The organism is Mesorhizobium sp. M7A.F.Ca.CA.002.15.2.1, assembly GCF_003998715.1.
GTDB lineage: Bacteria > Pseudomonadota > Alphaproteobacteria > Rhizobiales > Rhizobiaceae > Mesorhizobium > Mesorhizobium ciceri.
Map to the genome: position 1 here is coordinate 1 of NZ_RZPI01000263.1, position 6,954 is coordinate 6,954.

A 6,954-nucleotide genomic window follows, 5' to 3' on the forward strand; every position below is an offset into this window, starting at 1 on the left:
ACCCGGGCACCAGCGAGCGGCTCGGTCCCGACCTGACGGCGCAATGGAAATCGGCTTCCGGCAATGGCGCGGGTTCCTCATCCGAGTGGTTTGACGCCGGCGACATGGCGACTGCTGCGATCACGCTGCGCGACCATGTCGGTGAACAGGTAGCGCTAGCCTTCGCCGATCCGGCTGCACGTCTGATCGCCGCCGACCTCGCCGACGGCCTTGACGAGACCGGCTATCTGCGTGCCGATCTGGCCGAGATCGCCGCTCGTCTCGGTGCGGATGCCGCCGCCGTGGCGAAGGTGCTGGCGGTGTGTCAGACCTTCGAGCCGGCCGGCCTGTTTGCCCGCGACCTGGCCGAATGCCTGTCGCTGCAGCTTGCCGTGCGGAGCCGGCTCGATCCGGCGATGAAGGCGCTGGTCGCCAATCTCGAACTCCTGGCACGGCGCGATTTTCACGCATTGAAACGGATCTGCGGTGTCGACGAGGAGGATCTGCTCGACATGCTGGCCGAAATCCGGGCGCTCGATCCCCGGCCGGGCATGGCGTTTTCGGGCGGCGCCAGCGACGCGATCGTCGCCGATGTGGAGGTGCGCGCGGCCAATGACGGCAGCTGGACGGTCGAACTCAATGCCGAAACGCTGCCGCGGGTGTTGGTCGACCATATCTATTTCGCCCAGGTCTCTCCGCAGGCCAAGAACCAGGCGGAAAGGGATTTTCTGGCCGAATGCCTGCAGAACGCCAACTGGCTGACGCGCAGCCTCGACCAGCGGGCAAAGACCATCCTCAAGGTCGCCTCGGAAATCGTTCGCCAGCAGGACGCCTTCCTCGTCCATGGCGTGCGGCAGCTGAAGCCGCTCAATCTGCGCACTGTGGCCGACGCCATCGGCATGCACGAATCGACCGTCAGCCGGGTCACAGCCAATAAATACATGCTGACGCCGCGCGGCGTGTTCGAGCTTCGCTACTTCTTCACCGCCTCGATCGCCGCATCGGGCGGCGGCGATGCGCACTCCTCGGAAGCCGTGCGTGACCGCATCAAGCAGTTGATCGACGAGGAGAAGCCCGTCGACGTGCTTTCCGACGATGCAATCGTCGACATGTTGCGCGAAAGTGGCGTCGACATTGCAAGGCGTACGGTCGCCAAGTACCGGGAAGGCATGAATATCCCCTCCTCGGTGCAGCGCCGGCGCGAGAAACGTGCGATGGCCAGCGCCGGGCGCTGAGGCGGGTCGATTTTCCACAAGCCAGCACTTCATTGACAAGCCGCGGTGAACTGGCTAGAAGCCCGCCCGCATGAGACGGGCTAGATGCCCGCATGCGGATGGTCCGTCACGACGTTGGCCTCGGGACGGTCAAAGGGCGGCTTGTGATCAACCGGAAAGTCTGGATTTAAAATCGGCGCAAGTGACGCCGCAAAGCTTGTGCGCACGGATCACGAGTATAAACTCGGGCCAGTTTGAAGCCTGAGCAAGGAAGGTCAGTTTTCAGATGAATCTGCGCATATCGGGAAAACACATGGACATCGGCGATGCGTTTCGGACACGCATCAACGATCGTGTCGGCGAAGCGATCGGCAAATATTTCGATCGCGGCTTTGCCGGACATGTCACGGTCATCAAATCGGGTTCGCGCTATTCGGCGGATTGCATGATCCGGCTGGATTCCGGCGCTTCGCTGCAGGCCACCGGCGATGCCCAGGATCCGACGCTTGCCTTCGAGGCGGCGGCGGACCGTCTGGAAACCCGCCTGAGGCGCTACAAGCGCCGGCTGAAATCGCACAATTCGGGCGCCGCCAACGGCCAACCGACCGACATAGCCTACACGGTGATGGCGCCGCTTGCCGATGACGACGAGGACATTCCGGAGAATTTCGCGCCGGCCATCGTCGCCGAATCAACCATGACGCTGAAGACCATGTCGGTGGCGTCGGCGGTCATCGAGCTCGACACCAAGGACAGCCCGGTCTTCGTCTTCCGCAACGCGGGAACCGACCATCTCAACATCGTCTATCGCCGACCCGATGGAAATATCGGTTGGATCGACCCGTCGACGACCAAGGTCGCACAAGCGTGACGACAACGGTCGCACGGTGACGACAAGGGTCGCACGGTGACGACGAGGTCGCACTGGGATAAGAGCCGGCCGCACGAGGGGTGAGGACTGGTGACGGCAGGCGAACAAGGGATTTTCAAGCATGGATCTGAGCGATCTTATCAACGTTCCGGCGATATTGCCGGCGTTGAAGGCGAACTCCAAGAAGCAGCTGCTGCAATTGCTGTCCGAACGGGCGGCGGCGATTTCCGGCATTCCGGAGCGGGAGGTGTTCGACACCATCCTGCAGCGTGAGCGGCTGGGTTCGACCGGCGTCGGCAACGGCATCGCCATCCCGCACGGCAAGCTGGCCGGCGTGAAGCGCATCGCAGGTGTTTTCGCCCGGCTGGAGACGCCTGTCGATTTCGAATCGCTGGACGATCAGCCCGTCGATCTGGTGTTTCTGCTGCTGGCGCCGGAAGGGGCGGGTGCCGATCACCTCAAGGCACTGTCGCGCATCGCGCGAGTGCTGCGTGACGCCGACACGGTGGCCAAGATCAGGGGTACGCGCGACGCCGCGGCTATCCACGCGCTTTTATCGGACACCCAGGCCTCGCACGCGGCCTGATTTTTCTGGTGAGACGAACTTCAAGGGCCGCCACGGGCGGCCCTATGCGTTTGAGCCTGCTGGTCGCGCCTAACAGGGCGGCGCGCTGGGTCTTAGTGGATGGCGACCGTGGTCAGGTCGTTTTCCATGGCACCGGCCAGTGCGCGGTCACGCGCGTCGGAAAGCAGGATCGGCTGGCCATTGGCTGCAAACAGCGCCCACAGTTCCATGCCGGGAGCGATTTCGCCGAGATTGGGGAAACGGCCGAGCAATTCGTCGCTCGAGACCTTTCTGAGATAAGCGACCGAGCCCTCGCCGAGATGAGCGAATTCGCCATTGGTCATGGTGATAGTTTCAGTTCTGGTCATTTCAAAGCCTCCTTGGCGCGAGGACGCCGCTCAAGGCCATCCCGCATGAGAGCCATCGGTAAAGATCAGTCTTTCACCGATATGTTTATTTTCCGTACCAGCCGTTCGGACTCCGGCCGATCGAGGTCGATCGCCAAAAGGCCGTTCTTCAACTCCGCTGCGATCACCCGCATGCCGTCGGCCAGCACGAAACAGCGCTGGAACTGGCGCGCGGCGATGCCGCGATGAAGAAATTCGCGCTCGGTGTCGTCGGTCTGACGGCCGCGCACGACCAACTGGTTTTCCTCCGTGGTGACATCGAGATCGCTTTCGGCGAAACCGGCGACCGCCAATGTGATGCGCAACCTTTCGGTTTTGCCGTCGGCGCCGCTGAGGCGTTCGATGTTGTAGGGAGGGTAGCTGTCACCGGACTTCGCCAGGCGTTCCAGGGTCTTTTCCATGGCGTCGAAACCAAGCAGAAGCGGGCTGGAAAAGGGCGTCATTCGGCTCATGTTACACTGTCCTCTCAAGAGCGACATAAAGTGGAAAAACCCAGATGGCATTTTTCCCGATGGCCTTGATATGGTCCGCCCCGCGACCAAGTTCAAGCCGTCAACAGACCCGCCCAAAAAGACCAGGCCGTGGACTCACAGGAATGACAGACATGGCGCTTGAAACGGCGAGCAGATGCAAGGAAAAGCGCGCGGGTCGGGATTGTCTTCCCCGGTCGAGCGGTTCGGCCTGGCAGCTCGCGGCCGCTTCGGCGTCATTTGGATGTTCCGATCGGATCGATGCAAGTCCACGACCTCGCCAAACAAGGAATTGAAATGCCCCAGTCACGCAAGATCATCATCGACACGGATCCCGGCCAGGATGATGCCGTCGCCATATTGCTGGCGCTCGGCAGCTCCGAACTGGAGATCGTCGGCATATCAGCCGTTGCCGGCAACGTGCCGCTGAAGCTTACCGAAAAGAATGCCCGCAAGATCTGCGAGCTGGCCGGCCGCCCGGACATCAAGGTCTATGCCGGTGCCATCCGGCCCCTGACGCGCGAACTGGTCACCGCCGAGGAAGTGCATGGCAAGACCGGCCTCAACGGTCCGCAATTGCCCGAACCGACGATGAAGCTGCAGGACCAGTACGCGGTCGATTTCATCGTCGAGACGCTGATGAGCGAAGAAAGCGGCACGATCACGCTTTGCGCGCTCGGCCCGCTCACCAACATTGCGCTGGCGCTGATCCGCGAGCCGCGCATCGCACCGCGCATCAAGGAAATCGTGCTGATGGGCGGCGGCTTCTTCGAAGGCGGCAATGTCACACCGACCGCCGAATTCAACATCTATGTCGACCCGCAGGCCGCAGATGTCGTGCTCAAATCCGGCATTCCGATCGTCATGATGCCTCTCGACGTCACCCACAAGGCGCTGACCACCGCCAAGCGCACGCAGGCCTTCCGCGCGCTGGGCACCAGGGTCGGCACCGCCACCGCGGAGATGTTGGAGTTCTTCGAGCGCTTCGATGAAGAGAAATACGGCACCGACGGTGGCCCGCTGCACGATCCTTGCGTCATCGCCTATCTGTTGAAGCCGGACCTGTTCAAGGGCCGCAACTGCAACGTCAGCGTGGAAACCGCCTCGGAACTGACCATGGGCATGACCGTGATCGACTGGTGGGGCGTCACCAAACGGCCGAAGAACGCCATGGTGATGCGCGACATCGACCATGATGCGTTTTTCGCCTTGCTGGTGGAGAGGCTGGGGCGGCTTAACTGACCGTCAGAACAGAACTGAACTTGTGAGCACGCGTCTTCACTCATTGAGAAACCGATAGGTGTCTCCGCCGCGCTTATGATGTTGCCGCTCGATGGGGATGACCGAACCGACAAGGTGCGGCATCCCCACTTCATCATCGATGGATGTCACCGCGCTGTTGCCATCAAGGCGGACATCGTATGTGTAATACAGCCCGCGCCCGGCAGCCATCTTCGGATTGATGGGCATTAACCTCACATACTCGATAGTGCCCATCACACTCTGAGTTGCCACAACCGGATTGTCCTGGTTCATCGCAATCGGGATCAGCGCCGCCAGGGGCAGTGCGCAGAAGAATACGACACCAATGACTGCGTCTCGGTATTCTGCCTGAAACAGAAGCAGGCGGTTTCTGAGAGAAGATACTGTTGCCATGATTCAATTCACGAATCGGTAGAAGACGAAGCCATTGTCGCGCGTGACGCGTTCGATGTTTGTGCGCGAGCCGATCAGATGCGGGTGATCGTCATCGATAAGGACAGACGAACCGTTCTCGATAGAAACCAGATATATGCCGCGGCCATGGTCCAACCGGACACTTTCGACGTTTGCCTCGACTGTGTCGACCGATCGGATCGGGCTGGCGTCGTTGATCCATTTGTTTGCCGCCAACATGATCATAACCGCAAACGCACCAATAAAGAGGATCACGCCAGGCGCGTTCCTCTTCAAACCATCCCAAGTCCAAAAGACAGACATGAATCCCTCAAGCCAGATTCATGTGGTGGTGGGACAGCACACTTTCAATCTGTTGCCATTCCAGGGTGCTGCAACTCCTTGCGGCGCCGGCTCGGCCGCCTTTACTTCGACCGCGAAAACGCCAGCCACAGGCCGCCGCCGACCATGAAGCTGCCGCTGATCCTCGACAGGAGTTTGATGCGGCCGGCCGACAGCAGGCGCCCGGCGCGGCCGGCGGCCAGCGCGTAAGTCGAATCCGAGAAGGCGGCGAAGATCATGGCGGTCAGACCCATGACGGCGATCTGCAGCGAGTAGTTGCCTTGCGGCGAAATGAACTGCGGAAAGAAGGCGCCGAAGAAAATCAGCGTCTTGGGGTTGCTCAGCGCCACCAGCAGGCCCTGCAGGAAGAAGCCGCCGCGCGGCTTTCTCGCTGTTCCATCGGCATTCAACGTGCCCTTGGAGCGGAACATCTGCACACCCATCCAGATCAGATAGGCCGCGCCGATCAGTCGTACCCACTCGAACCAGTGGCCCATGCCTGCGATCAGCGTGTTGAGGCCGATGCCGACGATGGCGATCATCACGGCAAGCCCGGCCTGCGTGCCGGCGACGTTGGCGAGGCCGGCGCGCGAGCCATGGCGGATGCTGTTGGCAATGATCAGCGTGACCGTCGGACCGGGCACCAGGATAATGACGATGCAAGCGAGGACATAGGCGGCGTAGAGTTCGAGCGACATGCTTTTTCCCCAGGAATACCGCCGAGGCGGCGCGGCTGAGGATAATCAATGCATGGCGGCGATAGCGATGCAAGCCGGTGCGCGAAGCGCCGCGGCCGCCAACGCGTGCGATTCAGGCGCCGGCCGGCCAGGGCAGTGTTGCCTCATAGGCGGCCGCCGCCTTGAGCACGGCAAGGTCGCCGCGTGGCCGGCCGATCAGCTGCATGCCCATCGGCCGCCCTCTATCGTCGAAGCCGACCGGCACATTGGCCGCCGGGCAGCCGCCCAAGGTCGCGAAGGCGGAAACCTGCATCCAGCGGTGATAGCTGTCCATTGTGCGTCCGGCGACCTCACGCGGCCAATGCGTATCGATGTCGAAGGGGAAGACCTGCGCTGTCGGCAGCGCAATCAGATCATAGCGGTCGAAGATCGACAGCAGCGTGCGATGCCAGGACGTGCGGATGACCGAAGCGGCGCGGATCTGCGGCGCCGTCAGCCGCGTTGCGTTCTCCACTTCCCAGATGGCTTCCGGCTTGAGCAGGCGGCGCTTCGCGGGATCGTCATAGTGGGTTTTGAGCGCGCAGCCGCTGCTGGCCTGGCGCAGCGTCACGAAGGCCTGCCACAGCGCTTCGAAATCGAAATCCGGCAGCAGGGGCTCGGTCGCGAAGGACGCTTCCGCAAAGCGGCCAAGTGCCGCCTCGCACAGGCCGAGAACGCCTGTTTCAACCGGCAGATGACCGCCGAGATCACCGAGCCAGGCGATGCGGCCACCA

General features: G+C 61.9%; 10 protein-coding genes. 4 read left to right on the forward strand and 6 right to left on the reverse strand.

The features are described from left to right. From rpoN to ptsN, 3 genes are all read left to right on the forward strand, one after another. Window positions 1-1,214, forward strand: a 1,214-nt coding sequence (gene rpoN / locus ENZ74_RS16260; RefSeq protein WP_127312865.1) for an RNA polymerase factor sigma-54, incomplete at its 5' end; no start/stop codon positions are given. Between the two features lie 265 nt (window positions 1,215-1,479). Beyond that, complete coding sequence (gene raiA / locus ENZ74_RS16265) at window positions 1,480-2,064, forward strand: ribosome-associated translation inhibitor RaiA (RefSeq protein ID WP_013529588.1); 585 nt, start codon at window positions 1,480-1,482, stop codon at window positions 2,062-2,064. Between the two features lie 121 nt (window positions 2,065-2,185). After that, window positions 2,186-2,650: a PTS IIA-like nitrogen regulatory protein PtsN gene (gene ptsN, locus ENZ74_RS16270; protein WP_013529589.1), complete on the forward strand. Its 465-nt coding sequence runs from the start codon at window positions 2,186-2,188 to the stop codon at window positions 2,648-2,650. Between the two features lie 92 nt (window positions 2,651-2,742). Here the strand turns inward: ptsN and ENZ74_RS16275 are convergent, their stop codons facing one another. Together ENZ74_RS16275 and ENZ74_RS16280 are read right to left on the reverse strand one after the other, a co-directional pair. Further along, the gene (locus ENZ74_RS16275; protein ID WP_013529590.1) at window positions 2,743-2,997 is read right to left on the reverse strand and encodes a DUF1150 family protein; all 255 of its coding nucleotides are present in this window, start codon (window positions 2,995-2,997) and stop codon (window positions 2,743-2,745) included. A gap of 65 nt (window positions 2,998-3,062) precedes the next feature. Further along, a complete protein-coding gene (locus ENZ74_RS16280) occupies window positions 3,063-3,488 on the reverse strand; it encodes an Hsp20 family protein (RefSeq protein WP_013529591.1) in 426 nt (141 codons plus the stop codon). Window positions 3,489-3,803: 315 nt separating this feature from the next. Between ENZ74_RS16280 and ENZ74_RS16285 the strand changes: the two genes are divergently transcribed. After that, a complete protein-coding gene (locus ENZ74_RS16285; RefSeq protein WP_063170333.1) occupies window positions 3,804-4,748 on the forward strand; it encodes a nucleoside hydrolase in 945 nt (314 codons plus the stop codon). Between the two features lie 36 nt (window positions 4,749-4,784). Here the strand turns inward: ENZ74_RS16285 and ENZ74_RS16290 are convergent, their stop codons facing one another. From ENZ74_RS16290 to ENZ74_RS16305, 4 genes are all read right to left on the reverse strand, one after another. Further along, a complete protein-coding gene (locus ENZ74_RS16290; RefSeq protein ID WP_063169006.1) occupies window positions 4,785-5,162 on the reverse strand; it encodes a hypothetical protein in 378 nt (125 codons plus the stop codon). A 3-nt stretch (window positions 5,163-5,165) separates the two neighbouring features. After that, on the reverse strand, window positions 5,166-5,486 hold the full coding sequence (locus tag ENZ74_RS16295; RefSeq protein WP_013529594.1) for a hypothetical protein: 321 nt from the start codon (window positions 5,484-5,486) through the stop codon (window positions 5,166-5,168). A 101-nt stretch (window positions 5,487-5,587) separates the two neighbouring features. Beyond that, complete coding sequence (locus ENZ74_RS16300; RefSeq protein WP_013529595.1) at window positions 5,588-6,202, reverse strand: LysE family translocator; 615 nt, start codon at window positions 6,200-6,202, stop codon at window positions 5,588-5,590. Between the two features lie 112 nt (window positions 6,203-6,314). Further along, window positions 6,315-6,954: amidase family protein (locus tag ENZ74_RS16305; protein WP_245470964.1), on the reverse strand; the 640-nt coding region annotated here is incomplete at its 5' end.

Bases quoted from the DNA above. Each gene is read 5' to 3' on its own strand.
- raiA (WP_013529588.1), top strand. From the start codon at position 1,480: ATGAATCTGCGCATATCGGGAAAACACATGGACATCGGCGATGCGTTT.
- ptsN (WP_013529589.1), top strand. From the start codon at position 2,186: ATGGATCTGAGCGATCTTATCAACGTTCCGGCGATATTGCCGGCGTTG.
- ENZ74_RS16275 (WP_013529590.1), bottom strand. From the start codon at position 2,997: ATGACCAGAACTGAAACTATCACCATGACCAATGGCGAATTCGCTCAT.
- ENZ74_RS16280 (WP_013529591.1), bottom strand. From the start codon at position 3,488: ATGAGCCGAATGACGCCCTTTTCCAGCCCGCTTCTGCTTGGTTTCGAC.
- ENZ74_RS16285 (WP_063170333.1), top strand. From the start codon at position 3,804: ATGCCCCAGTCACGCAAGATCATCATCGACACGGATCCCGGCCAGGAT.
- ENZ74_RS16290 (WP_063169006.1), bottom strand. From the start codon at position 5,162: ATGGCAACAGTATCTTCTCTCAGAAACCGCCTGCTTCTGTTTCAGGCA.
- ENZ74_RS16295 (WP_013529594.1), bottom strand. From the start codon at position 5,486: ATGTCTGTCTTTTGGACTTGGGATGGTTTGAAGAGGAACGCGCCTGGC.
- ENZ74_RS16300 (WP_013529595.1), bottom strand. From the start codon at position 6,202: ATGTCGCTCGAACTCTACGCCGCCTATGTCCTCGCTTGCATCGTCATT.